The sequence below is a fragment of the Pantoea stewartii subsp. stewartii genome, from assembly GCF_008801695.1.
Classification (GTDB): Bacteria; Pseudomonadota; Gammaproteobacteria; order Enterobacterales; family Enterobacteriaceae; genus Pantoea; species Pantoea stewartii.
In genome coordinates, this window is the sequence record NZ_VZPF01000188.1 from 1 (window position 1) to 1,679 (window position 1,679).

At 51.3% G+C, this 1,679-nt stretch carries 1 protein-coding gene; it reads left to right on the plus strand.

Features of this window, described 5'->3' with window-relative positions; translation table 11 throughout:
• Positions 1-30 precede the first annotated feature (30 nt).
• On the plus strand, positions 31-1,650 hold the full coding sequence (locus F7Q90_RS25570; protein ID WP_044242367.1) for an ISL3 family transposase: 1,620 nt from the start codon (positions 31-33) through the stop codon (positions 1,648-1,650).
• The last annotated feature ends 29 nt before the right edge of the window (positions 1,651-1,679 follow it).

Below are 1,679 nucleotides of genomic sequence, written 5' to 3' on the forward strand. Positions count from 1 at the left end.
AGTTAACAAGGATCTAAGCTGTTTTAAGTTATGGATAATGTTATGCCCTCACTTAAGACACTTTTACAACTACCTTGTGGATGGCAATCCAGCCGACAAGTTATTAGTTCTGATGGGATAACCATCCATCTCCGGGGCACGCGCAAAACAGCTCAATGCCCTGAATGCCTTAAGCGCAGCAGCTCTGTTCATAGTTGTCGCCGACGCCGGATACAGCATCTGCCTTGCTCAGGCCAGGCGCTCTGGCTAATCTTTGCCATTCGGCACTGGTACTGTCGTAACCTGTCCTGCTCACGCAAAATATTCGCTGAATCGCTGGCTCCCTTTGCTGACCCGCAGCAGCAGTCTTCTACGTTGCTTCAAAATCTACAACACCAACTGGGATTAATCGCCGGTGGAGAAGCTGGGAAACGGGCAGCAATAGCGTCAGGGGTACAGATCAGTGCGGATACCTTGCTACGCAGAGTGGTTCAGGCTCCGGAGCAGATAGAGAAGCGGACCCGACATGTAGGGATCGATGAATGGGCATGGCATCGAGGTCACAGGTATGGCACGCTGATTGTTAATCTTGATACTCATCGCCCTTTGGTTCTCCTACCTGGCCGGGAGCAACGTACACTGGCGGCATGGTTCAAAAAATATCCGGAAATACAGGTTGTCTCACGCGATCGTGGCGGTATCTATGCATTAGCTGCACGCGATGGAGCACCGCAGGCAACACAGGTAGCTGATCGCTGGCACCTGCTGAAGAATATCGGTGATGCGCTGGAGCGCATGATGTACAGGCACATGCCATTGATGCGGTTGGTAGCCACTGAGTTGTCACCTAAAAAACAGAATACCGAAGCTTCTCCGGCAACCGCCTCAAAGTTACTACTTCCTGAACGAATTAAACGACAGCGGCGCGATAAACGATATCAACGCTGGGCTGAGGTTGACTCTCTTCATAAAAAAGGATGTGGGATCAGAGAAATATCACGTATCACCGGGCTATCTCGTGTGACGGTTCGTCGGTGGATACAGTCGAAAGCGTTCCCTGAAATATCCACTAAACCACCAAGACCCGGGCTCCTTGACCCGTGGCAGGAATGGCTGGAAGAGCAGCGTAAAAATGGTAATCACAATGCCAGGCAGCTATGGCGAGAGATGGTTGAAGCCGGTTTTACCGGGAGTGAAACGACAGTCAGGGATGCAGTGACTAAGTGGCGTAAGCAAGTTAATGGTCCGGTTATCGCACCAGGGCGGCTCCCCTCAGCATCCCGGGTCAGTCGCTGGTTAATGCCCTGGCGAATGGTCAGAGGAGAAGAAAACTATGCGTCCCGGTTCATCGAGTTAATGTGCCAAAAGGAACCGCAACTGAAAATGGCACAACAACTATCACTCGACTTCTATCGAATGCTGAAAACGAAGAATAAATCTCAGTTAAATCAGTGGTTCGCTGACGTCAGTAAAAGCGGACTCGTTGACCTACAGCGTGTTGCTGCTGGAATGGAGGCTGATGCAACAGCAATATACGAAGCCATAAGCAGCAGATGGAGTAACGGAGTTGTGGAGGGGCATGTAAATCGCCTGAAAATGCTGAAGCGGCAGATGTACGGCCGGGCTGGGTTCGAGCTACTGCGGCGGCGAGTGATGAGCCCTTTGGCGTAAATAGATCCACCCAAGTTGCGGAAGACCCA